We start from the raw sequence: 25,735 nt of genomic DNA, 5'->3' as shown, positions 1-25,735 counted from the left end.
GGCGGTGAAACCGGAGGCGGATCCCTTTTCCCCTGGGAAAGGGATCTGACCCCATGCATCGCGCGGCGCCGCCGGAGTTCAGAACTCCAGGTTGTCGATCAGCCGGGTGGTACCCAGCCGTGCGGCGATCAGCGCCACCCGGCCGCCGCCGTCGAAGGTCGGCTCGGCCAGCTCCGGAGTGCGCAGCACCGCGTAGTCAACCTGGAAACCGGCCGCCTGCAATGCGGCAGTGGCCTCGGCCTCGATGCGATCACGTGCCTGCCCGGCCACGTAGCCTTCGCGCATGCCCAGCAGGGTCCGGTGGATGGTGGTCGCGACCGGACGCTGTTCGGCGCTCAGGTACTGGTTGCGCGAGCTCTTGGCCAGGCCATCCTCGTCGCGCACGATCTCCGCACCGACGATCTGGATCGGGAACGACAGCTCGGCCACCATCTGCTTGATCACGGCAAGCTGCTGGTAGTCCTTGCGGCCGAACACGGCCACGTCCGGCTGCACCTGCAGGAACAGGCGCGCCACCACCGTGCACACGCCATCGAAGTGGCCCGGGCGGCTGGCACCTTCCAGCACTTCACTGACACCCGGCGCGTGCATGCGCGTGGTCCTGTCCACGCCCAGCGGATACATCGCCTCCACGCTGGGCAGCCACACGGCATCGCAGCCGACCTGTTCCAGCCCGGCCACGTCGGCCTCGGGCGTGCGCGGGTAGCGGCTGAAATCCTCGTTGGGGCCGAACTGGGTCGGGTTGACGAAGATGCTCGCCACCACCTTGTCGGCGTACTGGCGGGCCAGGGTCACCAGCGAATGGTGGCCCCCATGCAGGTTGCCCATGGTCGGCACCAGCGCCACGCGCAGCCCCTCGCGCTTCCACTGGGCGATCTGCTCGCGCAGTGCGCCGAGCTCGTTGAAGGTCTGGATCATTGGGCGTACGCGTGCTGTTCGTCGGGGAAGCTGCCGTCGCGCACGGCGTCGGCAAATGCGCGGGTGGCACCGGCCACCGAGCCGCCTTCGGCAAGGAAATCCTTGACGAACTTGGGACGGCGATGACCACTGTCCAGGCCGAGGAAATCGTGCAGCACCAGCACCTGGCCATCGCACTGCGGGCCAGCACCGATACCGATGGTCGGCACATCCACCGCAGCGGTCACTTCGGCGGCGACGGGGGTCGGCACGCATTCAAGCACCATGATGCTGGCGCCTGCGGCGGCCACGGCCTTGGCATCCTCCACCAGCTGGCGCGCAGCATCGCCGCGGCCCTGGATCTTGAAGCCGCCCAGGCGCAGCACCGATTGCGGGGTCAGGCCCAGGTGCGCGCAGACCGGAATCTCGCGCTCGACCAGGTAGCGGATGATGTCGACCTTGAAGCCGGCACCTTCGATCTTGACCATCTCGGCACCGGCCTGCAGCAGCTGCAGCGAGGCATCCAGCGCGCGTTCCGGGGTGGCATCGGCACCGAACGGCAGGTCGGCCACCAGCAGCGCACGCTGCAGCACGCGGGCCACGGCGCGGGTGTGGTAGACCATGTCGGCCACGGTCACCGGCAGGGTCGAATCATGACCCTGCACGACCATGCCCAGCGAATCGCCGATCAGGATCAGATCGACGCCGTTGGCATCGAAGGTGCGGGCGAAGCCGGCGTCGTAGGCGGTCAACATGACCAGCTTCTGGCCATTGCGCTTGGCCTCGGCCAGGGCGGGAACGGTCCAGGGCTTGCTGTCTGCGTGGGTGCTCATGTGCTGATAACCGGGGAGATAACCCGGTCATTATCACCCTATCGGCGCAATCCCGCAGGCATCCACCCGCACCACTGCATCCCGCACGCTGCCATGACCGGGAATGGCCAGATCAGGCGCGATTTCGGCCAGTGGCACCAACACGAAGGCACGCTCGTGCAGGTAGGGATGAGGTACCTGCAGGCCGGGCAGGTCGATCACCTGCGTGCCATACAGCAGCAGGTCCAGGTCCAGCGCGCGCGGCCCCCAGTGCACCGCCGGATCGCGCACGCGGCCAAAGCCCCGCTCCAGCGCCAGCATGGCCTGCAGCAACTCATCGGCCGCCAAGGTGGTTTCGACCGCAGCCACGGCATTGACGAACGGCGGCTGATCTTCATTGCCCAGGCCGGGGTTGCATAGAGCCGCGAGGCCTGTCGCAGGCGCGTTCCCGGCAGGCCGTCCAGCGCGGCAATCGCCGCGCCCACGGTCGCGGCCGCGTCGCCAAGGTTGGCGCCGAGGCCGATCCAGGCGAGGGTCATCGCTTACTCGCCCGCCGCAGCAGCACCGGGACGTCGACGGCGACGGCGGCGCTTGCGCGGTGCCCCGCTCTCGTCATCGCCGTCTTCACTGTGCATCGCATCCAGCGACGACTCCAGCTCGCGACCGGACTGCGCCTGTACTTCGCGCCAGAACTCGACATCCACTGCATGCTCGGACGAAGCGACCTGGCGCAGGCTGAGGAAATCGAACGCGGCGCGGAAGCGCGGGTGGGTCAGGGTACGGAATACGCGCTTGCGCTGGCGCGAGCTGAAGCGCGACTGCAGCAGCCAGATCTCCTGCATCGGCAGCGAGAAGCGGCGCGGCAGCGCGATGGTGCTGAGCTGCTGCACGGTGACCCGGTCGGCGGCGCGGCGCTGCGCCTCTTCCGGTGCCACTCCCTGCTTGAGCAGGGTCGCCTGTGCGCGGCAGAACGCCGGCCACAGCAGCAATGCGAACAGGAACGCCGGCGAGACCGGCTCGTCGTTGGCCACGCGAGCATCGGTGTTGGCCAGGCCCTCGACCAGCATGCGGCGCAGCGCGCCGGTGCGGTTGGACTTCAGCGCCCTGGCGCTCTCCGGGAACAGCACGTCGAGCAGGCCGTAACGCTCAAGGCCTTCGAAGCTGGCCACGCCGTGCCCGGACAGGAACAGCTTGAGCACTTCCTCGAACAGGCGCGCCGGCGCGGCTTCGTTGAGCAGGCCGGCCAGGTGCGGGATGGGCGCGGCGGTACCCTCTTCGATCTGGAAGCCGAGCTTGGCCGCCAGGCGCACCGCACGCAGCATGCGCACCGGGTCTTCCCGATAACGCTGCTCGGGATCGCCGATCAGTTTCATCAGGCGCGCCTGGACGTCTTCGAAGCCGCCGGTGTAGTCGCGCACCGAGAAGTCCTCGATGGCGTAGTACAGGGCGTTGCAGGTGAAGTCTCGGCGGACCGCGTCGTCTTCGATGGTGCCGTACACGTTGTCGCGCACGAGCATGCCGTTTTCCATCTCGCGGTCGCCGCTGCCGTCATCGCTGTTGGCACGGAAGGTGGCGACTTCGATGATTTCGCGGCCGAACACAACGTGGGCGAGGCGGAACCGACGACCGATCAGGCGGCAGTTGCGGAACAGCTGCTTGACCTGTTCGGGCGTGGCATCGGTGGCCACGTCGAAATCCTTGGGTTGGCCATTGACCAGCAGGTCGCGCACCGCGCCGCCGACAAGGTAGGCGCCGAAGCCGGCATCGCGCAGGCGATAAAGCACGCGCAGGGCGTTCGGGCTGATGTCCTTGCGGGAGATCGTGTGCTGGTCGCGCGGGATGACGCGCAGGCTGAACGGTGATGTAGCAGGGGAAATGATGTTGGCGCTTCCGGTTGAAGTTTCGGGATTGCCCAATGGCATCGAGGTGCATATACTAGCGCTCCTGCCTCGGCAGCGACACAGTTACGCTCCCTTCGTCTAGTGGTTAGGACGTGGCCCTCTCAAGGCTAAAACAGGGGTTCGAGTCCCCTAGGGAGCGCCAGTCGCCGCAGCAGGAACCGAAAAAGCCCGCCTTGTGCGGGCTTTTCTGTTTTCCGGGATTTGCATTGGCATCGATCGGTTTGGTCGCAGTAGCGCCTCCCTTTTCCTGCGTTGAGGGGGCGGGCCAGCCGATCCAGGACCGTTGGCGCCATGGATGGCGCCATCGAGCCCCCCCCTGGATGGGTTCACGGCGTGTCCTGGATCGGCTGGCCTGCCGCCTCCCACGAAGAAAGGAGGCGCAGAAACACAGGCCGGCCGTCAGCCTTCCATCTGCTCCAGCTCCTTGCCCTTGGTCTCGCGCACGTGGCGGACCACGAAGACGATCGAGAGGATCGCCGCGACGGCGTAGATGCCATAGGCGCCGGCCAGGCCGATGCCGGCCAGCAGCATCGGGAACGTCACGGTGATCGCGAAGTTCGAGGTCCATTGCGCCGCACCCGCCAGCGCCAGCGCCGGGCCGCGGATCTGGTTGGGGAACATCTCGCCCAGCATCACCCACATCACCGGGCCCCAGGACATGTTGAAGAACACCACGTAGACGTTGGCTGCCACCAGCGCCAGCCGCCCCATGCCGTCGGACAACTGCAGGCGACCGTCGGCCAGGCTGCCACTGGCAAACGCCACCACCATCAGCACCAGCGCCACCGACATGCCGACCGAACCGATCCACAGCAGCGGCCTGCGCCCGATGCGGTCGATCAGCAGTACCGTCAGCAGGCAGGCACCGATGCTCAGCGCGCCGGACAACACGTTGATCAGCAGCGCGTCGCTTTCCGAGAAACCCACCGCCTGCCACAGCACCGCGCCGTAGTAGAACACCACGTTGATGCCGACCAGCTGCTGGAACATGGCCAGGCCGATACCCACCCAGAGGATCGGGCGCAGCTTGCCGGTGGCCTTGTTGCGCAGGTCGCCGAAGCGCGGCTTGTGCTGGTCCTGGGCCAGGCTCGCCTCGATCTCGGCCTGCTTGGCCGTGGCCGCGGCCTCGCCGTACAGCCGCGCCAGCACCGCCCTCGCCTGCCCCTGGCGCCCCTTCAACACCAGGAAACGGGGGCTTTCCGGGATCACCAGCAACAACAGGAGGAACAGCCCGAGGGCAGCACCTGCATCCAGAACATCCAGCGCCAGGCCTCATGGCCCAGCCACAGGGGCTCGGTCGAGGCGCCGGCGGCACGCGCCAGCAGGTAATTGCTGAGGAAGGCCGCAAACAAGCCGCAGATGATCGCCATCTGCTGCACCGTGGCCAGCCGGCCGCGGTAACGCGCCGAGGCGACTTCGGCGATGTAGGCCGGTGACATCACGCTGGCCGCGCCCACCGCGAAACCGCCCAGCACGCGGGCGGCGATGAACAGCCAGGACGCGTGGGCCGCGCCGGCACCGAGCGCCGAGACAAGGAACATCAGCGCTGACACGATCAGGACACCGCGGCGTCCCAGGCGATCACCCAGCCACCCGGCCAGGAAGGCGCCGATCGCGCAGCCCAGCAGCATCGAGGCGACTTCGAAACCGAGCGCGGCCTCACTGGAGTTGAAGGCCTGGCGGAGGCCATCGACCGTGCCATTGATGACACCACTGTCGAAACCGAACAGGAATCCACCAAGGGTGGCCACGCAGCTGATCAGGACGATGAATGCAGTGTTCTCACCGCCATGGGGCGCGGTGCTGGGCTGGGTTTGGGACATGGACGATCCTGCTGGGAAGGGAGTCCGGCCACGGTGGGCGACCGAGTGCCCCGCAGCGTCGCACAGCCCCCGCCGTGCCGCCAATGACTCCCACGGTCGCGCCTGCCAGACGCCCGTTCTCCGCCCCGCGCCGACACCGGGGGCCAACCTGTTCTAGAATTGGCAGGTTCAGGAATCGATCCACCCCCAAGCCCATGCCCTTTGTCGTCACCGAAAACTGCATCAAGTGCAAACACACCGATTGCGTGGAAGTGTGCCCCGTGGATTGCTTCCACGAAGGCCCGAACTTCCTGGTGATCGACCCGGATGAGTGCATCGACTGCACCCTTTGCGAGCCGGAGTGCCCGGTCAATGCGATCTTCCCGGAGGACGATGTTCCTGCCGGACAGGAAGGCTTCGTTGCCCTCAACGCCGAGCTGGCGAAGGAATGGCCGGTGCTGACCGTGCGCAAGGACCCGCCCGCCGACGCCGGCGAATGGGATGGCAAGCCGGACAAGCTGAAGCTGCTGGAGCGCTGAGAAGCGCCCACGGCGGTAACGAAAAGGGCGCCCATGGGCGCCCTTTTCTGTTCTTCGGCAGACCCCAACCGTGCGCTCCGGCAGGTGCCAACCGCGCAACCTGGTAGGTGCCAACCCTGGTTGGCACAAAAGCGCCGACCAAGGTCGGCCGCTACCAGAGCGGGGGCGGACCAAGGCCCGCAGCCATCCGACCAGCCCTTACTGGGCGAGCTTCGCCTTCAGCGCGGCGATCAGCTTCACCGGCGCTTCGGCGGTGGCCGGCAGGCCACGCGGGTCAACCGCGGAGATGTAGGCGCCGGCGTCGACGGCCACTACGCGGACCAGGAAGTTGCTGCCCTCGTAGGCCACGTCGTACGAACCCAGCAACTGCGCGCGGCTGGCGATGGTCACGCCCTCCACGCCTTCCAGTGCGGTACCGACCTTGGCGAAGGCTTCATCCTTGCCACCGGCAATGGTGAAACCGGTGCTGCCGGCTGCCGGAGCCGCAGCAACCGGCGCCGCCGGCTTGGTGGCCGAGGCCAACGTCGGCACCTTGTTGTCGGTGGTGGCATTGGGCAGGTTCAGGTCCGGCGGCACTTCCAGCGGACGCATTTCCGGGGCCAGGGCGTAGTCGCCCTTGGCGCCGCGCTTGAAGCAGCCGGTGGTGCCGGCAGCGACCGCCACGGCAAGCAGGGCATAGGACAGCACGCGGACGGTGGAAACGGATTGACGCATGTGAATCTCCTGGGTCAGACCAAGACGGAAGGTCAGTGGCTGGAAAGGGCTTCGAGGGCGGCGATGTCGCCGGCAAGATGGTCGGCAGCCGGATGATGCGCTGCCGACAACGGCAGCAGTGGCAGGCGCAGGTCGTGACCGATGCCGATGCGGCGCAGCAGCGCCTTGACCGGGATCGGGTTCGGTTCGACGCCGCAGAAATCATGGAAGGGATGCAGGCGCGCATCCCACGACGCGGTGGCTTCGTGGTCGTGTGCGGCGGCCAGCTCGCACATCCGGCGGTAGGCACCGGGAAGCACGTTGGAACCCACTGAGATCAGGCCGTCGATACCGGCCTGGATCGAACGCGCGGCCGTACCGTCGTCACCGCTGAGCACGGCGAACTGTGGGCTGCGCAGGGCGAGCAGCGCCTGCACCCGGCCGGTGTCACCCACCGCCTCCTTGATGCCGACGATGTTGGGGTGGCTGGCCAGCTCGGCCACGGTCTCAGGCTGCATGTCGCAACCGGTACGGCCGGGCACGTTGTACAGCACGACCGGCAGCCCGCCCTGGTCGGCCACCGCACGGTAGTGCGCGATCAGACCGGCCTGGGTGGGGCGCACGTACGGCGGCGTGACCACCAGCGCGTGGCTGGCGCCGAGGGCGGCGGCACGACGGGTCTGTTCGATGGTCTTGGCAGTGCCCGAAAGGCCGGTACCGGCCAGGACCGGAATGCGGCCGCCGATGCGCTCGACCGCGCTGGCCAGCAGCAGGTCGTACTCGGCGTCGGTGAGCGTTGCCGCTTCGCCGGTAGAGCCGGCTACGACAACGCCATGGACGCCACCTTCCAGTTGCAGGTGCAGCAGGCGCTGCCAACCGTCGGGATCGAGGGCGCCGTCGGCCCGGAACGGGGTCGCCAGCGCGGTGATGAGGCCGGAAAGGGACAAGGACGTGCTGCTCTTGGCTGGGAAGGGAAAACGCCCGCCACGAAAGGCCGGGGGCGACTTGAATGTTACTTGCGGCGCGAAAGCACGGGCAAGTATGCTGGACACCGGTGGATCCCCGCCTCTGGCGGGCATTCAGACTAACGCATGCATTACCCGGAATCGCCTTGACCGACACCACCCCGCGCCCCGCGCCGAGCGAAAACCACCTCCTGATCAACGCCTATACGACGCATCCGGAGTCCCCCTGCTGTCCGTCACCCGCCGCATCGCCGACAGCGGCTGCAATCTGGTGGATGCACGCCTGGCCACGGTCGGCCGCGATGTCTCGGTCACCGCCCTGGCCACCGGCTCCTGGGACTCGGTGGCCAAGCTTGAGGCGATGCTGACCCGGCTGGAGCGCGAGGAAGGCCTAAAGCTGGTCTGGTACCGCACCGCCGCCAAGCAGGCGCAGTCCAACCTGCTGCCGTACATCGTCGAAGTGATCGCCGCCGACAAGCCGGGCATCCTGTTCCAGCTGGCCGACTTCTTCGACCGCCAGGGCATCACCATCGAGAACCTGCAGAGCACGCGCTACCGCGCCATGCAGACCGGCGCGGAAATGTTCAGCGCACAGGTCACCATCGGCGTGCCGGCCAACATGCACATCGCCGCGCTGCGCGACGATTTCCTCGAGTTCTGCGACCACCTGAACCTGGACGCGATCATGGATCCGATGAAGTTCTGATTCTTCGCGCGTCTCTCACGGGCGCGTGGCGTTTCATGTAGCTGTAATGGCAAGAACCCAGGCTCGACAGAAGGACCTCATGAACAACGGCGACACCCTGGACAGCACCACCCTCTCCCTGCCGCTGGCCCTGTCCGGCGGCGACCAGGCCACCCTCGGCGACTATGCCGGCCAATGGCTGGTGCTGTACTTCTATCCCAAAGACAGCACCCCGGGCTGCACCACCGAAGGCATCGACTTCAATGCCCTGCTGCCGAAGTTCAGGAAAGCCGGCGCCGTCGTGCTGGGCGTCTCGCGCGACTCGGTGAAGTCGCACGACAACTTCTGTGCCAAGCAGGGCTTCAACTTCCCGCTGGTCAGCGATGGCGACGAAGCGCTGTGCACCGCCTTCGACGTGATCAGGATGAAGAACATGTACGGCAAGCAGGTACGTGGCATCGAACGCAGTACCTTCCTGATTTCCCCCGACAGCCGCATCGTGCAGTCCTGGCGCAAGGTCAAGGTTGCCGGCCATGCCGATGCCGTTCTCGCCGAACTGAAGGCCTCCCAGTCCAAGTGAGTCCCACTGCCTACTGTGTCTGCCATCACCCTGCCCCGCAGCAGGCCGTGGTGGTTTTTCCCTGTCCGTAACCAGGAATCGACGATGACCCGAGGCAAGCGCATCTACGTGCTGGATACCAACGTGCTGATGCACGATCCCACCGCGCTGTTCAAATTCGAGGAGCACGACGTCTACCTGCCCATGCAGGTGATCGAAGAGCTGGACAACGGCAAGAAGGGCACCTCCGAGGCGAGCCGCAACGCCCGCCAGGTGAGCCGCTTCCTCAACGAGCTGGTGCAGGCCTCCGGGCTGGACAACCTGGCCGACGGCATTCCGCTGCAGCGGCCCAATGGCCTGCAGCTGCGCGGCAAGCAGAGCGCCGGCAAGCTGCGCTTCCAGACCAGTCATTTCGATGCTGGCAAGAGCTTCGGCAAGGTGATCCCGGACAACGCCATCCTCGGCGCGATCCTGGCCCTGAAGGAAGAAACCCCCGACCTGCCGGTGGTGTTCGTCTCCAAGGACATCAACCTGCGGATCAAGGCCGCCATCGCCGGTATCGTGTCCGAGGACTACGAGAACGACCGCGCGCTGGACGATTTCAGCCTGCTCTACACCGGCGCCACCGAGCTGCCGGAAGACTTCTGGAAACGCCACGGCGACGACCTGCGCAGCTGGAGCGACAAGGGCCGCTCGCATTACGAAATCCAGGCGCAGGACGGCGAGGAGTGGTATCCGAACCAGTACGTCTACCTGCCAGGCGAGGATGAAGTCGAGCTGCGCGTCAGCCGCGTCGTCGGCAATGGCAAGGTGGTGCTGTCGCTGGTCGATGATTTCCGCCACGGCAGCCACGCCGTGTGGGGCATCAGCGCACGCAACCGCGAGCAGAACTTCGCCCTCAACGCACTGATGGACCCGGAGATCGACTTTGTCACGCTGCTGGGCACCGCCGGCACCGGCAAGACCCTGCTGGCACTGGCCGCCGGCCTGGCGCAGACGATGGACCAGCAGCGCTACCGCGAGATCATCATGACCCGCGCCACGGTCAGCGTGGGCGAGGACATCGGCTTCCTGCCCGGTACCGAGGAAGAGAAGATGACGCCGTGGATGGGCGCGTTGACCGACAACCTGGAAGTGCTCACGCACAACCAGGAAGGCGGCACCTGGGGCCGCCAGGCCACCAACGACCTGCTGGCCAGCCGCATCAAGATCCGCTCGATGAACTTCATGCGCGGCCGCACCTTCCTGTCACGCTACCTGATCCTGGACGAGGCGCAGAACCTCACCCCCAAGCAGATGAAGACGCTGATCACCCGCGCTGGCCCCGGCACCAAGATCGTCTGCCTGGGCAACGTCGAGCAGATCGACACCCCGTACCTGACCGAGACCACTTCGGGCCTGACCTACGCGGTGGACCGCTTCAAGAACTGGCCGCATAGTGCGCACATCACCCTGCGCCGTGGCGAGCGTTCGCGCCTGGCCGATTACGCTTCGGAGGTGTTGTGAACCGCTGCACGCGCCTGTTGCTGCCCAAGGCTGCGATCACCCTCGCCGCCGTGCTCGGTGCCTGTACGACCACGCGCGGCCCGGCCAGCGTGCCCACCGCCGAGCGCACCGGCCAGTCCTGGGTGGTCACCCGCCCGATCATCGCCGCGCAGGTGCTCGACACCTGCTCGCGCCCCAGCCCCGGCCGCGAGGCCGGGCGGGTGTCGGGTTACTGGGCGCCCAGCCGGCAGCAGGTCGACCAGCTGGAGGCGAAGCTGTCGTCGCTGGAAGCGCAGGTCCCGAAGGTGCTGGACTTCGACCGCCAGTACGTCGGCATCGAAAGCGCCGGCAAGCGGCTGATCTACATCAACGCCTTCCACCTGCCTGACGACAGCGGCGTCAATCCGGCCCGTGAAGCGATCCGCGTCTGCGATGGCGGCGCACAGTTCTGGGGCGCCGTGTTCGACCCGGCCAGCAACACCTTCAGCGAGCTGCAGTTCAACGGCGGCTTCGGCGGGCCCTGAGGGGCCTCGCCGATGGGAATACGCCTGCCCACCTGGGTCTGGATCGGCGCGGTCGCACTCTCGTGCGTGGCCGGCATGGTCAACGTGGTCGGCTTCCTCGGGTTCGAGCATCAGGCGGTCAGCCACATGACCGGCAGCACCAGCCAGTTGGGCATGGCGCTGGCGCAGGGGGATTGGCGCGCCGTCGGGCACCTGTGGGGGCTGCTGATCACGTTCTCGCTGGGCGCGATGCTCAGCGGCCTGCTGATCCAGGACAGCGCCCTGCAGCTGGGCCGGCGCTATGGCGTGGCACTGGCGCTGGAATCGGCGCTGCTGCTGGTGGCCATTCCGCTCTTTGAACAACACCAGATCTGGGGCGCGCTGGCCGCCGCCATGGCCTGCGGCCTGCAGAACGCAATGGCTACCACCTTCAGTGGCGCAGTGGTGCGCACCACCCACCTCAGCGGCATGTTCACCGACCTCGGCATCGGCCTCGGCCACCTGCTGCGTGGGCTGCCGCTGCAGGTACGGCGGCTGACCCTCAGCGGCCTGATCATCAGCGGCTTCCTCGCCGGCGGCGTCCTCGGCGCCTGGCTGTTCATGCGCTGGCAGTACGACGCCCTGCTCGCCCCCGCCCTGCTGACTGGCCTGACCGGGCTGGGTTATGTGCTGTACCAGCAATGGGCGCGTTGGCGGTATTGAATCAAGGACATCCACGCATGGCGTGGATCTACCTTCCCCTGCGGGACCACGGCACAATCAACCGATGAGCCCGACCACTCCCGTTTCCGCCCTCACCATCGCCGGCTCCGACTCCGGCGGTGGCGCCGGCATCCAGGCTGACCTCAAGGCCTTCGCCGCACACCGCGTGCATGGCCTTTCCGCGATTGCTTCACTGACCGCGCAGAACACCCGCGGCGTCATCGCCGTGCACGTGCCACCCATCGAGTTCCTGCGCGCGCAGCTGGATGCCTGCTTCGACGACTTCGACATCCACGCGGTGAAGCTGGGGATGCTGGCCAACGCCGAAGTGATCCATGCCGTCGCTGATGCACTCGAAAAGCACCGCCCGCCACACGTGGTACTGGACCCGGTGATGGTCGCCACCAGTGGGGCACGCCTGCTGGAAGACAGCGCATTGCAGGCCATGCGTGAGCGCCTGATCCCGCTGGCCACGCTGATCACCCCCAATACGCCGGAAGCAGAACTGCTGGTCGGCCGGAAGATCAGCAACGGCGAAGACGCAGAACAGGCCGCCTCGGCCCTGCTCGACCTCGGTGCCGGCGCAGTGCTGCTCAAGGGTGGCCACCTGCATGAGGGCAATCGCGTGATCGATCGCTACTTCGACGGCGTCAGCAGCGAAGAATTCATCCACGCCCGCCTGCCGCTGGATGCGCACGGCACTGGCTGCACGCTGGCCTCGGCCATCGCCGCGCAGCTGTGCAACGGCCTGAGCCTGGCCAACGCCTGCGAAGCCGGCATCGACTACGTTGCGCGCGGCCTGCAGCAGGGCTATGCCCCCGGCCGCAGCGAGGTGCTGGTGCTCGACCACTTCGGCGCTGCACCGCACGCATGAACCTGACGCCGGCCCTCCTTCCAGTGCAGTGCAACGACGGGCATCGCTACGAAGTGATGGCCTGCATGCCCGCACAGGCCATCGCCCGCTTGTTGTGGCTGCCAGCGCTGGGTGTGGCCGCGCGCCACTACCTGCCGCTGGCACAGGCGCTGGCAGCGAAGGGCGTGGCGGTCTACCTGCATGAGTGGCGCGGCAACGGCAGCAGCTCACTACGCCCGTCGCGCGCGCACGACTGGGGCTATCGCGAGGTACTCGAGCAGGATCTGCCGGCCAGCCAAGCGGTCATGGCGGCCGCCGACGAGGAAGCAGGCCCCCTGCCCTGGATCATCGGTGGCCACAGCCTGGGCGGGCAGCTGGCCTGCGTGCATGCCGGCCGCAACCCTCTGCATTTCCACCACTTGTGGTTGGCGGCCAGCGGCTCACCGTTCTGGCGTGGATTCCCGCCACCGCGCGGCTGGCTGCTGCCACTGGTTTACCGTTTCCTGCCGTGGATCGCGCAGCGCCAGGGCGTGCTGCATGGCCGTCGTCTCGGATTCGGTGGCACCGAAGCACGCGGACTGATCGCCGACTGGGCGCGCATCGGCCTGAACAACCACTACGCCGCCGCGGGCATGGGTGAAGACCTCGACGCACAGATGGCGCGCGTGCACGGCAGCGCCCAGGCCGTGCTGATGGAACACGACTGGTTGGCCCCGACCGGGTCGATGCAGGCGTTGCTGGCAAAGCTGCCGAATGTGGACGCGAAGCTGCGCGTGCTGTCCGCGCAGGAACTGGGCACGCGCGCCGATCACTTCGCCTGGCTCAAGGCACCGGATGCCGTGGCGGACAGCTTTTTCATTCAGTTGGATGAAAATTTTCACAAAACTGTTGACGGTGTGCGCCGACATCCGCATAATTCCGCTCCTGTCGCAGGGCGCCCGTAGCTCAGTTGGATAGAGTACCTGGCTACGAACCAGGCGGTCGGGAGTTCGAATCTCTCCGGGCGCACCACTCGACAGGTTTTCAGCATCCGCCGCTGAAAATGCAGTAAAATTAGGCAGTAAGTTGATTGTGTACCGCGCGCCCGTAGCTCAGTTGGATAGAGTACCTGGCTACGAACCAGGCGGTCGGGAGTTCGAATCTCTCCGGGCGCACCATACACAGTCGGCACAACAAGTTTATGTAATTGGCGCCCGTAGCTCAGTTGGATAGAGTACCTGGCTACGAACCAGGCGGTCGGGAGTTCGAATCTCTCCGGGCGCACCATTACACCGAAACAGCAGGCCTCGGCCTGCTGTTTTTTTATGCGTGTTTTTCGGCAGGGCTGCGCCCTGCACCTGCAGATGCTTCAAGCCAAGGCAACGGCAACGGCAACGGCAACGGCAACAGCAAAAGCTGGCATTCTGTGGGTTGGCGGGGCGGTGTCGGAGTGCGGGGACGCCGCAAGTACGTCCATGTAGGCTTGGCAGCCGCATCCATGCGGCTGACACCCCGCACTCCGACACTGCCCCACCTCTGACAGATTTCCGCGATCTGATGGATTCACGCCATGCGTGGATGAATCTTCATCGAGTTCGAGTATTTCGACAATTGATCGAAGAGCATCCACGCATGGCGTGGATCTGCCGTGTCGACCAAGGTCGACACCTACCAACAGCAGCGGAAACTGTCGAAGGCGGGGTGGGTCCGGTTGCGGGAGTGTCCGCGGCATGGGCCCGAGGCATGCCTCGGGCGGGTTGGGCAGGACGCCCAACCCTGGTCTTGCCGTGTGTGCAGGACTGCACACACGAGCAAGCCGCGGCCAAGCCCCCATGGACGGGTCTACGGCGTCTCCCGCAACCGGACCCACCCCGCCATCCCTCAGCAAACCAGCTTCTGCTGTTGCTGTTGCTGTTGCTGTTGCTGTTGCTGTTGCTCTGGATCGTAGCGGGTGCAGGGCGCAGCCCTGCCAAATCCCTACCCCTTGGCCATTGCCTGCCACCACTGCGACAGCAGCTCCGGCCTGCGCAGGCGCTCGCGCCACCAGCGCAATGCCGCGCCATCCTCACCGGTGCGCCAGGCCAGCCAGAAGGTCTCTTCCGGCTTGTGCTCCTCCACCTCACGGATCACCAGCTGGCCGCGCGCCACTGCAGCGCGCGCGCACGGCTCGGGCAGGAAGCCGAAGCCCACGCCTTCGCACTGCAGCTTCAATTTACTGGCCATGTCCGGCACCGTCAGCATCTCCTGCCCCATCAACAGGCCCACCGTGCGCGGCAGCAGCCTGCGCGCCGAATCGGAAACGGCGATCGCGCAATGCTCGACCAGCTGCTCGCGACCCAGGACGCCCGACATGTTGGCCAACGGATGTTCGGGTGCGACCGCGAACACGAACTCCACCGTGCCCAGCGGCTCGACCACATAGCCGCCACCACTGGGCCCTTCGCCCGGCGCGCCGACCAACAGGTCCGCACGGCGGTCGAGCAGGGCCTCCCAGGTGCCGGACAGGGCCTCGCCGATCAACCGCAACCGGGTCGGTGCCTCGGCCTCACGGAATGCGGCGATATCCGGCCCAAGCAGCCAGGTCGGGAACACCGAATCCACCGCCAGGGTCAGTTCGGTCTCCCAACCCGACGCCACCCGGCGCACCCGCAGCTCCAGCTCGCGGGCCGCGCGCAGCAGATGCCGGCCTTCGTCCAGCAGCGCGCGCCCGGCCTCGGTCAGCTCTGCACGTGGGCCGACCCGGTCGAACAACTGAACGCCCAGGTCCTCCTCCAGCTTGGCCACGGTATAGGAAATCGTCGAGGGCACCTTGTGCAGGGCCTTGCCGGCGCCGGCAAAGGAGCCACGGCGGTCGATGGCATCCAGGATCTGCAGGGCATCGAGGCTGAGCTTGAGCATTCGAATTTTTCGATGATGGCCGTCAAAACTATCCGTTTTTCAAACCCCGGGCGCAAGCGGATACTTCTCTCCAACGGGAAAACACAGCGGTCACCGACCACCCCGCCCCATCGAAACCATCGAACAAGGAGATTCCATCATGCTGCAGATCCGCAAGAGCGCTACCCGTGGCCTGGCCGAGCATGGCTGGCTGTCCTCGCGCCACACCTTCTCCTTCGCCAACTACTACGACCCCGTTACGTCAGCTTCGGCCCGTTGCGGGTGATCAACGAAGACAAGGTGATCGGCGGCCAGGGCTTCGGCACCCATGGCCACAGCAACATGGAGATCATCTCCTACGTGCTGGGCGGTGCACTGGAACACAAGGACTCGATGGGCACCGGTTCGGTACTGCGCTACGGCGACGTGCAGCGCATGAGCGCCGGCAGCGGCGTCACCCACAGCGAGTTCAACCACTCCGCCGACGAGACCGTGCATTTCCTGCAGATCTGGATCTTCCCGGACACCGAGAACATCGCGCCGTCCTACGAAGAGACCCACTTCGCGCCGGACAGCAAGCGCGGCCAGCTGCGCCTGATCGCTTCGCCGGACGGTGCCGAGGGTTCGCTGCGCATCCACCAGGATGCCCGCATCTTCGCCACCATTCTCGATGGCGGCCAGAAGCTGCATCACGCCCTCGGCAACGGTCGTGGCGCCTATGTGCAGGTGGCGCGTGGCCAGCTGCAGGTCAACGGCATCACCCTGGAAGCCGGTGATGCGCTGCAGGTCAGTGACGAAGCCCAGCTGACCCTGGAAAACGGCAACGACGCCGAAGTGCTGGTGTTCGACCTGCCGCTGTAAACACGCCCTGTCCTGAAGACGTGGCCCAGCGATGCGGAAAGGCATCGCCGGGCCCGCTGCGCCTGATGGACGGCCCGCAATCGTATTCGGCGTTCGGTGACCCGAATGCCCCTTGCCCGATGCGACTGGAAACGCTTTCATGGCAGTGTTTATCCGGACCCGCTCTCGCATGACGCCTTCATCTCCGCGTGCCCAGCAGCACGCCACCCGTGCCGCCTTCTTCATTCCTGGATTCGCCACCGCCGCGTGGGCGCCGATGGTGCCTTACGCCAAGGCCAAGGCCGGGCTGACCGACGCCAGCCTCGGCGCCGTGCTGCTGTGCCTCGGGCTCGGCTCGCTGCTGGCGATGCCGCTGGCAGGTGCACTGACGGGGCGGTTGGGTTGCCGCCGGGTGATGGTGATCACCTGCGCGATGATGCTGTGCGCCCTGCCCTTGCTGGTGCTGGCACCCTCGCCGGTGTCGCTGGGCGCGGCGCTGTTCGTGTTCGGTGCCGGCGTCGGTGCACTGGATTGTGCGATGAACATGCAGGCGGTGGCGGTCGAGCGCGATGCCGGGCGCGCGATGATGTCCGGCTTCCACGCCTTCTACAGCATCGGTGGATTCGTCGGCGCTGGCTGCATGACCGGGCTGCTGATCCTCGGCACGCCGCTGTGGCTGGCCGCACTGGTTTCGGTGGTGGCACTGCTGCTGGTTGCGATGCTGTCGGCGCCGCATTGGCGTCCGCAACGGATCTTGCACGAAGGCCCCTTGCTGGCACTGCCGCATGGCGTGGTGCTGTTCATCGGCGTACTGGCCTTCGTGGTGTTCCTCGCCGAGGGCTCGATGCTGGACTGGAGCGCCGTGTTCCTGGCCGAAGTGCGGCAGGTGCCGCGTGACCAGGCCGGGGCCGGCTTTGCGTTGTTCACCCTGGCGATGACGGCAATGCGCCTGTTCGGTGACGGCATCGTCGAGCACCTCGGCCGCACCCGCACCCTGGTCTTCGGCGGTATCACGGCCGCGGCAGGCTTCACCCTGGCCACGCTGGTGCCCTCGTTTCCGGTGGCGCTGGCCGGCTACGTACTGGTCGGGCTGGGCTGCGCCAACATCGTGCCGGCGCTGTTCTCGATGGCAGGCCAGCAGCGGGTGATGCCGGAGAGCATCGCCATCACTGCCGTGACCACATTGGGTTACGCCGGCATCCTCGCTGGTCCGGCGGCGATCGGCGCAGTGGCACATGCCACCAGCCTCGGCTTTGCCTTCCTGTGCGTCGCCCTACTGCTGCTGGGCGTAGCCGCCTCCGCCCGCTCACTGGCACGGCGCGTGGCCTGACAGAAAAAGGGGACGGAGGGGATTAAGTCGCATCTGCCCCGAGTGTGCTGCAAACGACTTAATCCCCTCCGTCCCCTTTTTTCAGCCGTGTGCCAGCCATTCGGCCTGGGCCGGCAGCTGTGGGGCTGGGCACGCGCTCTGCGGGTGGTGCTCGTCGCGCGCCATCCAGTCATCCACCACGCCGGCCAGCAGGTCCAGCCGCAGCGGCAGGGTGATGTGGTCCTCTCCACGCATTTCGATGTAGTGCGCGCGCGGGTTGGCCTGCGCAAGCTGCCGGCCCTGGCTAACCGGAATATGCTGGTCACCCTGCCCGTGCAGCAACAGCACGCAGGCGCGGGTATCGGCCAGCGCACGCGCGACGTCGACGCGGTCCAGATCGACATCGATACGGCGGCTGGCGGCGGCGATCACCTGGTTGATGTCCTGGCCCCATAGCGCCAGCGTGCGTACGACGCCACCGCCTGCGCCTTCAGGCCCTCCGGCTGCAGTCCCATCAGGTGCGGGATCATCGTGCGGATCGCCGCACCGGCATTGGCGAACGATTCCATCGCCACCACGCCGGCCACCTGGTCACCCAGCTTGTCGGCGGTGAACACCGCCGTGGCCGCACCATAGGACACACCGAACAGGTACAGCGGGCCGGTCACTTCGCCGCGCGCGCGCAGCTCGCCGATGACATCGACGACGTCATCCGATTCATAGGTGCCATAGCCGGACGGACCTGCACCGGACTGGCCATGGTTGCGCAGATCGAGCGTGACCACGCGGTAGCCGGACTCGGCCAGCTGCAGCGACCATGGCAGCATCGAATCACCATTCATCATCCACCCATGCAGCAGCACCACGGTGCCGCGTGGCGCCTGCGCGCGGAACGGCTGTGGCACGGCCAGACTCAGGCCGGTATCAAGAGGCAGGCCGTTCTCATGACGCTGCGGAAGGTAGTGGTACCGCGCGCCGTAGTCGCCGGGGTCGAACACGCGCCAGAAGATCGGCACGCCATCGCGACCCGCTGCGAAGCCATGGCGGTTGGGCAGCCCGGCAATGGCCGCAGCGATGCGCGGGCGATCGAGCAGGGTCGACACGCCGCCTGGCGCGATCAGCCGGTCGGCAAGCGAGGTGGACGAGGCGTTGATCGAGGATGAGCATGCAGCCAGCCACAGGCCGGCGCACGCCAGCAGCAACAGCAGCAGGCGCTTCATGGGCAATCGGGAAAGGATGCGACAGCGTGGCAGGTTAACGACGCGGGCGTGGGCCATCTATCGCGCGTGGATGACGGCTTGATGACAATGCGGGATCGATTCAGGTTGTCACAATGGCGCGATCGACCTCGGCATTGATCCGGATCAATGAATACGCCGGCATGCTTGCCCACAGTGCCCCCCATGCGCACCTCGTTCAAGCTCGCCATTGCCCTGGCCGCCACGCTGGCCGCCGCCTATGGCATCGCCCGCAGCACGCCCTACTGGTTCGCACCTCGGCAGGCCGCGCAGGTCGACATCCACGACCCGGCGCTGATCGCACAGGGGCAGTACCTGTCGCGCGCCGCCGACTGTGCGGCCTGCCACACCGCGCCGGGCGGCAAGCCGTTCGCCGGTGGCCTCGGCATGCAGACGCCGATGGGGACGATCTACTCGACCAACATCACCCCCGATCCGGAAACCGGCATCGGCGCCTACGACTACGCCGACTTTGAACGCGCGGTACGTCGCGGCATCCGTCACGATGGCCAGCCGTTGTATCCGGCAATGCCGTACGCCTCGTACGTGATTGCCCGCGACGCCGAGATCAAGGCGCTGTACGCCTATTTCATGGGCTCGGTGCAGCCGGTGAAGCAGGACAACGCCGACAGCACGATTCCATGGCCCGCCAACATGCGCTGGCCTCTGGCATGGTGGCAACTGCTGTTCGCACGCCCACGCAGCTTCAGCCCGGATCCGTCGCTGGACGCCGGCCAGCAGCGTGGTGCCGAACTGGTGGAAGGCCTGGCGCATTGCGGTGCCTGCCACACGCCACGCGGGCTGGCGTTCCAGGAAAAGGCGATGGCCGATGATGGCAGCCGCCAGTTCCTGTCCGGTTCGGTGCTGGAAGGCTGGTACGCGAAGAACCTGCGCAGCGAATCGACCGGTCTGGCCAGCTGGCGCGAGGGTGAGATCGTGGACTTCCTGCGCACCGGGCGCACCGATCGATCGGCGGCCTTCGGTGGCATGGCCGACGTGGTCGAGCACAGCACGCAGTACCTGTCCGACGCGGACCTGCTGGCGATGGCCCGCTACCTGAAGCAGCTGCCCGCCCGCGAAGGACGCAGCGCACAGTGGTCGCCCGGTACTGACACCACCACCGCCGCACTGCGCAGCGGCGACTATCGTGTGGCCGGTTCGCTGGCCTATGCCGAGCACTGCCAGGCCTGCCACCGCGCCGACGGCCGCGGCATGCCTCGCGTCTATCCGGCCCTGGCCGGCAACTCGATCGTGTTCGCCGACGATCCCAGCTCGCTGGTGCAGGTGACCCTGATCGGCGGCCGCACGCCACAGACCCCGCACGACCGCATGGCCTTCACCATGCCAGGCTTCGAGCAGCTGCCGAATGCGCAGCTGGCACAGATCCTGACCTTCATCCGCAGCAGCTGGGGCAATCAGGCCAGCGCAGTGAGCGAGGTCGACGTGGCGCGCATGCGCCGGGTGGTGCGCGACAAGCCGGTGCACTACGTTCCGCAGGAGGCCGCACAATGAAGCGTTCGCGCACGCGTTCCCGCCTGCTGATCGGCAGTGCGATCACCCTGGTGCTGCTGGCCGGCGCCGGTACCCTCGCTTACCGTCATCTGTACCCGGATCTGGATGCCGCCGTGACCGGCACGATCGATATCCTCGATGCACAGGGCAAGGTGGTCGGCGCCTACCATGCGCCGAGCGCCGAAGAAATCGCCGGGCTCGGCAATGCCGAATCGGTGATGCTCGGCCGCCGCATCCTCAACGAAACCGCACGACTGCTGCCGGACAACGTCGGCAACGATCTGAACTGCAATTCGTGCCACATGGCCGAGGGCAAGCGTCCCTTCGGCAACCACTACTTCAACACCGGCGGCGGCGCCTATCCGCGTTACATGCCGCGGCCTGGCAAGGTGATCGGCCTGACCGAGCGCATCAACGGATGCCTGCAGCGTTCGATGAACGGCAAGCCTCTGCCGAAGGACTCGCCGCAGATGCGCGCGATGCTCGATTACATGGCGTGGTTGAGCAGTCCTGTGCCAGAGGGTGCAAAGGTGTCCGCCCCAGTGAGGGGCCCATCGACAGCACGCTGGCCCCGGACCCGATCCGTGGCCAGGCACTGTACGCCGTGCAGTGCGCCGCGTGCCATGGCGACAACGGCGAAGGACGGCGCGACGCCAGCGGTGACATCGCCTTCCCGCCGCTGTGGGGCGACCACAGTTTCAACATCGGCGCCGGCATGGCGCGCCTGTACAAGGCCGCCGGCTTCGTCAAGCACAACATGCCGCCGGCGGTGACCCGCGAGCCGCCACTGGGTCAGCAGGTGATGCCCGACCAGGATGCGGTGGACATCGCCAGCTACTTCATCAACCAGCCGCGGCCGGACTTCGCCAACAAGAGCAAGGACTGGCCGCGCGACCCGAAACCCAAGGACGCGCGGTACTGATGCAGGCAGCAGCTGCGGGCCGTCACACAACACGGTTCCTGCATCTTCGCGTCATGCCGATGTCATTGGCGCTGCCGACACTCCGGGGCTTCCCTCTGCTGAAGGTCCGGTTTCGATGCGAACGATTGCGCGTTTTCCCCGTGTCTCGCTGCTGGCCCTGCTGATCGCCCCCGCACTGGACGCCCTGGCCGAAGCACCGCAGGGCGAGGCGGCCGAAGCGCGCAGCAGCGATGCCCGCACCCTCGATCAGGTGCAGGTGATCGGGCAGGCCACCAGCTACGCCAAGACATCGGTGCGCGCGGAAACGCTGAACCGGCAGACCGTGATGAGCAGCGTCAACGATGCACTCAACGAGGTGCCCGGCGTGGTGGTCAGCGAAGCCGATGCCACCGGCTCATCGGTGTGGGGCACGCAGATCAGCATGCGTGGCTTTGTCACCAACCGCGACACACAGCAGATCGGCACTACCATCGACGGCCTCCCCAACGGCGGTTCGGGTTACGGCGGCGGCTCGCTGGCCAACCGCTACATCGACGCCCTCGACCTGGAAACAGTGGAAGTCAGCCAGGGCACTGCCGATATCTCCTCGCGCTCGAACGAGGCCCTGGGCGGCACGCTCAACTTCCTTACCAGCGACCCGCTGCAGGACAGCCGCCTGCGCTTCGTGGTCGGCGCCGGTGACAACGATGCGCGCAAGTACTACGTGCGCTACGACACCGGCCTGCTCGGCGGCCACACCCGCGCCTGGGTCAGTGCCTCGTCGGCGCGCGTGCATGACTGGATCGATGGCAGCGGCAAGACCAGCAACGACCACATCGCCGGCAAGTTCATCACCGAACTGGATCGCTGGACCCTGACCGGCTACCTGTCCTACAACGATGCCGACGAGCCGGAATACACCAGCGTCTCACCGAAGGGCTTCGCGACCAATCCGGATCGCGACAACCTGGTCGGTACCCTCACCGGCATTCCCTACCTGGACCAGAACTACCGTTCCGGCTCGCGTGCGTTGCGCGAGAACACCTTCGGCTACCTGCGCGCGGCCTTCGACGGTGGCAACGGCTTCAAGGCCTCGGTGGCCGCCTACGGGCACCGCATGCAAGGTCGTGGCGACTGGCTGCCTCCCTATCTGGCGCAGGTCAGCGATGACGGTGCGGGCCGCCCCGAGTCGGAGTACATCGGTGGAAAAACCGTGTTCGGCGGCAGCAACCGTGGCCAGATCTTCTTCGTCAATCCCGACGGCAGCGCCGCGCAGCGCCTGGCCAACTGCACGCCGCGGCTGGGCTTCACCGCCGAATACGATCCGAACTGCTACGCCGGCAACGTGCTTGGCGCGCAGTCGTATCGCCACACGCACTACGACAACGACCGCATGGGCGTGACCGCCGACGTCGAGTGGCGGCAGACCTTCGGCACGGTCGACAACACGATCCGTGGCGGTCTGTGGGTGGAGAAGCTGGACCGTTCGGCGCGCCGCGACTGGCATCGCCTGCTCAACGTCGGCCAGGACATCGCCTTCGACCACCAGCCGTACTGGGTACAGTTCGAGGACAAGTACAAGGTTGACGAGCAGATGTACTACGTCGAGGACGTGGCGCGATTCGGGCCGTTCAGCGCACGCCTGGGCGTGAAGCAGTTCTTCGTCGACCAGTCGCGCCGCCGCGTGATCGGTGCCAGCGAACACGTCAAATCCGATTCCAGGTCCGACCCGCTGCTGTCCACCGGCTTGACCTGGGCACCGGGCGTGGAAGGCATGGAGCTGTTCGCCGGCTTCTCGCAGAACTTCGCCGCGATTCCTTCCGGCGTGCTCGGCGAGACCGACCCGCAGCGCTTCCGCAACGTCGAGCCGGAGACCGCCGACAACATTGAAGTGGGCATGCGCATCAGCCGCTGGCCGCTGACCGCCTCGGTGACCCTGTACAACATCAAGTTCGACAATCGCATCGTCTACCTGCCGGCAGGTTTCGTCAGCGGCATCGACTATCTCGGCGAGACCGACGGCGTCTACGAGAACTTCGGCGGCGTGGAGAGCAACGGGCTGGAAGCCGCGTTCGGCTACGGCTGGGACAACGGCTGGCGCCTCAACGCCGCCTATACCTACAACCGCTCCAGGTACCTCGGCAGCGGCGATGCCGCGCGCGATACCCAGCTGGGCATCGTCGATGGCGCCAAGGTGATCGGCCAGCCCGAACAGACCCTCGTCCTGTCGGCGGACTGGCAGGGTGAGAACTGGAACTTCGGCCTGTCCGGCCGTTACCTGGGCACGCGCTATCTCGACGCCGCCAACGTCAAGAAGCTGCCGTCGGCGACCGTGCTCAACGCCAACATCGGCTTCGACCTGCAGGGCCTGTCGCCGCGCCTGAAGGGCATGGGCGCCAACCTGGTGGTGAGCAACCTCACCAATAAACGGTATCTTGCAGGGGTGGACGGGCGCGACAACGCCTTCATCGGCGCTCCGCGCACCGTCGGCATCTCTTTCCGCGTGGACCTGTGAGTGAGCCTGTGACCGATATCGGCCGACGCCGGTTGTTGCAGGCCGGCGTTGCCGCCGGCCTCTCTCCACTGCTGCCCAGCATCGCCCGGGCCGCCGCGATCGCCCCCGCCGCGCAGACGCGCAGCCTGGAAGACCTGCAGCACATCGTGGTGTTCATGCAGGAGAACCGTTCGTTCGACCACTACTTCGGCACGCTGCCGGGCGTACGTGGCTTCGGTGATCGGTTCGTCGCCCCGGCCGCCGCGCTGCAAGCACGTGGCCGCGTCCGCAGCCTGTGGCTGCAGCCCGATGCCAGCGGCGAGCGCGCGATCGCGCCGTTCCCGCTGGATACCGCCGCGCACTTCGGCTACATGCGGGTGGAAGGCACGCCGCATACCTGGCCCGATGCCCATCGGGCGTGGGACCACGGGCGCATGGGGCAATGGCCGAAGGCCAAGCAGAACCACTCGATGGGCTACTTCCAGCGCAGCGACCTGCCGTTCCAGTTCGCCCTGGCCGATGCCTTCACGATCTGCGATGCCTACCACTGCGCAATGCAGGCCGGCACCAACCCGAACCGGGTGTTCCTGTGGACCGGCCACAACGATGGGCATGCGCGTGCCGGCGGCCCGGTGATCGCCAATTCGCACGACAACTTTCCCGAACAGGGCGGGTACCCGGCGTCGTACCGCTGGACCAGCTATGTCGAGCGCCTGCAGAGGGCCGGCGTGTCCTGGCAGATCTACCAGGACATGGCCGACAACTTCACCGACAACCCGCTGGCGGGCTTCGAGGCCTTCCGTCAGGCCCACCGCGCGGCGCCAGGGCATGACCCGCAGTTGCGCGCGCGCGGGGTCAGCACGCGGGGCCTGACGCAGCTGCGCCAGGACGTCATTAACGGGCGCCTGCCGCAGGTCAGCTTCATCATCGCCGACGCGGCCGGCAGCGAACATCCCGGCCCGTCCAGCCCGGCACAGGGCGCGGCCTATACCGCACGCGTGCTGGATGCGCTGACCGCCGATCCGGAAGTGTGGAGCCGTACCGCCCTGCTGCTGATGTTCGACGAGAACGATGGCTTCTTCGACCACATGCCGCCCCTGCCCCGCCTTCGCCGGTGGACGGTGGCTGGGCGGGTGTGTCCTCGGTCAGCACCGAAGGCGAGTACCACCGGCACCCGGCACCGGGTGACGAAAAGTACGATCTCGCCGAACTGCGCGGGCGCCCGTACGGTCTGGGACCGCGCGTGCCCCTGTACGTGATCTCGCCGTGGAGTCGCGGTGGCTGGGTCGATTCGCAGGTGTACGACCACACCTCGGTCATACGGCTGATCGAGCGCCGCTTTGGCGTGGCCGCACCGGACATCTCGCCGTGGCGCCGCGCGGTCTGCGGCGACCTCAGCACTGCGTTCGACTTTGCCCAGCGTGATACCCGCCCGTTCGTCCGCGGCCTGCCCGACGTAAGTGCGGTTGCCGCACGCGCCGCTGCCTTGCCGGGACGCACCGTGCCCACGCTGCCAGAGGGGCTGAAACCAGCGAAACAGGAAAGCGGTGTACGCCCGGCGCGCGCCCTGCCCTATCGTCCGCAGGCATCGATTGCCGCAGTCGATGCCTTGGGTGTGGATCTGACGCTGTCCTGCGAAGGCGCGGCGGCCGTGCTGCATGTCTACGATCGGCTGCGGCTGGATGCGGTACCACGCCGCTACACGCTGCTTCCGGGTACGCCGCTGCGCGAGCGCTGGCCGTTAGACGCCCAGGGCCGCTATGACCTTTGGCTGCTTGGTCCGAACGGCTTCCACCGCCACTTCCAGGGTGCGGCCAAGGCGCCTGCCGTGCAGGCTTCGATCGAGCGCGCGGACGGCCAGCTGCGGCTGCACCTGCGCAATCTGCACAACAGCGCGCAGACTGTGCGGGTGCAGGCCGGTGCCTATGCCGGGCACATGCCGGAGCAGGCGCTGGCGCTGCCGGCGCATGCTGAGGCCACGGTGGCGTGGGACGCGGCGCCCACCGCAGGGTGGTACGACCTGCGCATCGGTGCGGGCGACAGTGCACTGCGACTGGCCGGCCGCGCCGAGGATGGGCACCCCGGCACCAGTGACCCGGCAATGGGCAGCGAGCCCTTGCGGTTCGAGCACGATTGAGGAGCCCTCTGTAGAGCCGAGCCCACGCTCGGCTGCTTCTCGCCCTGGTCGC

At 66.9% G+C, this 25,735-nt stretch carries 18 protein-coding genes, 4 tRNA genes and 6 pseudogenes; 19 read left to right on the top strand and 9 right to left on the bottom strand.

The genetic code is table 11. The features are described from left to right. Nucleotides 1-78: 78 nt before the first annotated feature. The 4 genes and pseudogenes from panC to pcnB form a co-directional block, all read right to left on the bottom strand. Nucleotides 79-918 carry a pantoate--beta-alanine ligase gene (panC, locus tag DL544_RS08070; protein WP_139726967.1) on the bottom strand — a complete coding sequence of 280 codons (840 nt, stop codon included), beginning with the start codon at nucleotides 916-918 and terminating at the stop codon, nucleotides 79-81. Next, on the bottom strand, nucleotides 915-1,730 hold the full coding sequence (gene panB, locus DL544_RS08065) for a 3-methyl-2-oxobutanoate hydroxymethyltransferase (protein WP_049439732.1): 816 nt from the start codon (nucleotides 1,728-1,730) through the stop codon (nucleotides 915-917). Before panB ends, panC begins: the two co-directional genes overlap by 4 nt. A 33-nt stretch (nucleotides 1,731-1,763) precedes the next feature. Continuing rightward, nucleotides 1,764-2,248: pseudogene (gene folK, locus DL544_RS08060) on the bottom strand (2-amino-4-hydroxy-6-hydroxymethyldihydropteridine diphosphokinase). Nucleotides 2,249-2,251: 3 nt separating this feature from the next. Next, nucleotides 2,252-3,625 carry a polynucleotide adenylyltransferase PcnB gene (pcnB, locus tag DL544_RS08055; protein ID WP_069138026.1) on the bottom strand — a complete coding sequence of 458 codons (1,374 nt, stop codon included), beginning with the start codon at nucleotides 3,623-3,625 and terminating at the stop codon, nucleotides 2,252-2,254. Between the two features lie 52 nt (nucleotides 3,626-3,677). On the opposite strand from pcnB, the gene DL544_RS08050 reads away from it, so the two are divergent. Next, nucleotides 3,678-3,752: transfer RNA gene (locus DL544_RS08050), tRNA-Glu, on the top strand. A gap of 257 nt (nucleotides 3,753-4,009) precedes the next feature. Here DL544_RS08050 and DL544_RS08045 read toward each other — a convergent pair. Next, a pseudogene (locus tag DL544_RS08045) lies at nucleotides 4,010-5,433 on the bottom strand (sugar porter family MFS transporter). 194 nt (nucleotides 5,434-5,627) lie between these two features. Here DL544_RS08045 and fdxA point away from each other — a divergent pair. Further along, entirely contained in the window at nucleotides 5,628-5,951 is a 324-nt protein-coding gene (gene fdxA / locus DL544_RS08040; RefSeq protein ID WP_005409054.1) for a ferredoxin FdxA, read from the top strand. Between the two features lie 198 nt (nucleotides 5,952-6,149). On the opposite strand, the gene DL544_RS08035 is transcribed toward fdxA, so the two are convergent. Together DL544_RS08035 and dapA are read right to left on the bottom strand one after the other, a co-directional pair. After that, a complete protein-coding gene (locus tag DL544_RS08035; protein WP_005416115.1) occupies nucleotides 6,150-6,665 on the bottom strand; it encodes a hypothetical protein in 516 nt (171 codons plus the stop codon). A gap of 32 nt (nucleotides 6,666-6,697) precedes the next feature. Beyond that, the gene (gene dapA, locus DL544_RS08030) at nucleotides 6,698-7,591 is read right to left on the bottom strand and encodes a 4-hydroxy-tetrahydrodipicolinate synthase (RefSeq protein WP_005416114.1); all 894 of its coding nucleotides are present in this window, start codon (nucleotides 7,589-7,591) and stop codon (nucleotides 6,698-6,700) included. 164 nt (nucleotides 7,592-7,755) lie between these two features. Here dapA and DL544_RS08025 point away from each other — a divergent pair. The 10 genes and pseudogenes from DL544_RS08025 (at nucleotide 7,756) to DL544_RS07980 (ending at nucleotide 13,662) form a co-directional block, all read left to right on the top strand. Next, nucleotides 7,756-8,315: pseudogene (locus tag DL544_RS08025) on the top strand (glycine cleavage system transcriptional repressor). Between the two features lie 79 nt (nucleotides 8,316-8,394). Beyond that, a complete protein-coding gene (locus tag DL544_RS08020) occupies nucleotides 8,395-8,874 on the top strand; it encodes a peroxiredoxin (protein WP_005416113.1) in 480 nt (159 codons plus the stop codon). 84 nt (nucleotides 8,875-8,958) lie between these two features. Next, nucleotides 8,959-10,359, top strand: a complete 1,401-nt coding sequence (locus tag DL544_RS08015; RefSeq protein ID WP_139726966.1) for a PhoH family protein — start codon at nucleotides 8,959-8,961, stop codon at nucleotides 10,357-10,359. Next, a complete protein-coding gene (locus tag DL544_RS08010) occupies nucleotides 10,356-10,862 on the top strand; it encodes a hypothetical protein (RefSeq protein WP_139726965.1) in 507 nt (168 codons plus the stop codon). Before DL544_RS08015 ends, DL544_RS08010 begins: the two co-directional genes overlap by 4 nt. 12 nt (nucleotides 10,863-10,874) lie before the next feature. Continuing rightward, on the top strand, nucleotides 10,875-11,543 hold the full coding sequence (locus DL544_RS08005) for a YoaK family protein (RefSeq protein ID WP_139726964.1): 669 nt from the start codon (nucleotides 10,875-10,877) through the stop codon (nucleotides 11,541-11,543). A gap of 64 nt (nucleotides 11,544-11,607) precedes the next feature. Continuing rightward, complete coding sequence (gene thiD / locus DL544_RS08000; protein ID WP_139726963.1) at nucleotides 11,608-12,417, top strand: bifunctional hydroxymethylpyrimidine kinase/phosphomethylpyrimidine kinase; 810 nt, start codon at nucleotides 11,608-11,610, stop codon at nucleotides 12,415-12,417. Then, the gene (locus DL544_RS07995) at nucleotides 12,414-13,340 is read left to right on the top strand and encodes an alpha/beta hydrolase family protein (protein WP_139726962.1); all 927 of its coding nucleotides are present in this window, start codon (nucleotides 12,414-12,416) and stop codon (nucleotides 13,338-13,340) included. The genes thiD and DL544_RS07995 overlap by 4 nt, the downstream gene beginning before the upstream one ends. Beyond that, nucleotides 13,331-13,407, top strand: a tRNA-Arg gene (locus DL544_RS07990). Before DL544_RS07995 ends, DL544_RS07990 begins: the two co-directional genes overlap by 10 nt. A 69-nt stretch (nucleotides 13,408-13,476) precedes the next feature. Continuing rightward, nucleotides 13,477-13,553 (top strand) — tRNA-Arg (locus DL544_RS07985). Nucleotides 13,554-13,585: 32 nt separating this feature from the next. Continuing rightward, nucleotides 13,586-13,662: transfer RNA gene (locus DL544_RS07980), tRNA-Arg, on the top strand. Between the two features lie 690 nt (nucleotides 13,663-14,352). On the opposite strand, the gene DL544_RS07970 is transcribed toward DL544_RS07980, so the two are convergent. Further along, on the bottom strand, nucleotides 14,353-15,273 hold the full coding sequence (locus DL544_RS07970) for a LysR family transcriptional regulator (protein ID WP_139726961.1): 921 nt from the start codon (nucleotides 15,271-15,273) through the stop codon (nucleotides 14,353-14,355). A 139-nt stretch (nucleotides 15,274-15,412) separates the two neighbouring features. On the opposite strand from DL544_RS07970, the pseudogene DL544_RS07965 reads away from it, so the two are divergent. Then, nucleotides 15,413-16,113: pseudogene (locus DL544_RS07965) on the top strand (pirin family protein). Between the two features lie 169 nt (nucleotides 16,114-16,282). Further along, on the top strand, nucleotides 16,283-17,422 hold the full coding sequence (locus tag DL544_RS07960; protein WP_095377458.1) for an MFS transporter: 1,140 nt from the start codon (nucleotides 16,283-16,285) through the stop codon (nucleotides 17,420-17,422). 81 nt (nucleotides 17,423-17,503) lie between these two features. On the opposite strand, the pseudogene DL544_RS07955 reads toward DL544_RS07960, so the two are convergent. Continuing rightward, nucleotides 17,504-18,621 (bottom strand): annotated as a pseudogene (locus DL544_RS07955) (alpha/beta hydrolase). Between the two features lie 183 nt (nucleotides 18,622-18,804). On the opposite strand from DL544_RS07955, the gene DL544_RS07950 reads away from it, so the two are divergent. The 5 genes and pseudogenes from DL544_RS07950 (at nucleotide 18,805) to DL544_RS21705 (ending at nucleotide 25,683) form a co-directional block, all read left to right on the top strand. Next, nucleotides 18,805-20,151, top strand: a complete 1,347-nt coding sequence (locus tag DL544_RS07950; RefSeq protein ID WP_139726960.1) for a c-type cytochrome — start codon at nucleotides 18,805-18,807, stop codon at nucleotides 20,149-20,151. Next, nucleotides 20,148-21,073, top strand: a pseudogene (locus tag DL544_RS07945) (c-type cytochrome). The gene DL544_RS07950 and the pseudogene DL544_RS07945 overlap by 4 nt, the downstream one beginning before the upstream one ends. 115 nt (nucleotides 21,074-21,188) lie before the next feature. Continuing rightward, on the top strand, nucleotides 21,189-23,567 hold the full coding sequence (locus DL544_RS07940) for a TonB-dependent receptor domain-containing protein (RefSeq protein WP_139726959.1): 2,379 nt from the start codon (nucleotides 21,189-21,191) through the stop codon (nucleotides 23,565-23,567). Between the two features lie 8 nt (nucleotides 23,568-23,575). Beyond that, complete coding sequence (locus tag DL544_RS21710; protein ID WP_255313088.1) at nucleotides 23,576-24,805, top strand: alkaline phosphatase family protein; 1,230 nt, start codon at nucleotides 23,576-23,578, stop codon at nucleotides 24,803-24,805. Beyond that, complete coding sequence (locus DL544_RS21705) at nucleotides 24,790-25,683, top strand: phospholipase domain-containing protein (protein WP_479692434.1); 894 nt, start codon at nucleotides 24,790-24,792, stop codon at nucleotides 25,681-25,683. Before DL544_RS21710 ends, DL544_RS21705 begins: the two co-directional genes overlap by 16 nt. Nucleotides 25,684-25,735: the final 52 nt, after the last annotated feature.

This window comes from Stenotrophomonas sp. pho, assembly GCF_006228405.1.
In the GTDB taxonomy this organism is placed as follows: Bacteria; Pseudomonadota; Gammaproteobacteria; order Xanthomonadales; family Xanthomonadaceae; genus Stenotrophomonas; species Stenotrophomonas sepilia.
The sequence above is the reverse complement of the archived record's forward strand: the minus strand, read 5'-3'. Positions and strand labels throughout refer to the sequence as shown.